The sequence below is a fragment of the Janthinobacterium foliorum genome (assembly GCF_978021625.1).
The window spans coordinates 1-341 of the sequence record NZ_CDXDQE010000081.1; the positions used below are offsets into that span (position 1 = coordinate 1).

Annotated in this window: 1 protein-coding gene; it reads left to right on the top strand. The window is 66.0% G+C overall.

Features of this window, described 5'->3' with window-relative positions; genetic code table 11:
* The coding region (locus tag ACZ92H_RS29585) for an aldehyde dehydrogenase family protein (protein WP_465051989.1) at nucleotides 1-341 on the top strand (341 nt) is incomplete at both ends.

The following is a 341-nucleotide window of genomic DNA, read 5'->3' on the forward strand; positions in this document are numbered from 1 at the left end:
CGGCATCGACGCCTGGTCCATCCGCCAGGCCCTGGGCGTGTGCGTCGGCATCACGCCCTTCAACTTTCCCGTGATGGTGCCGATGTGGATGTTCCCGATGGCCATTGCCTGCGGCAATACGTTCGTCTTGAAACCGTCCGAGCGCGACCCGTCCGCCAGCCTGCTGCTGGCGCAATTGCTGACGGAGGCGGGCTTGCCGGACGGCGTCTTCAACGTCGTGCAGGGCGATAAAGAGGCCGTGGATGGCTTGCTGCACCACCCGGACGTGCGCGCCGTCAGCTTCGTCGGCTCCACGCCGATCGCCGAATACATCTATGCCACGGGCTGCGCCCAGGGCAAGC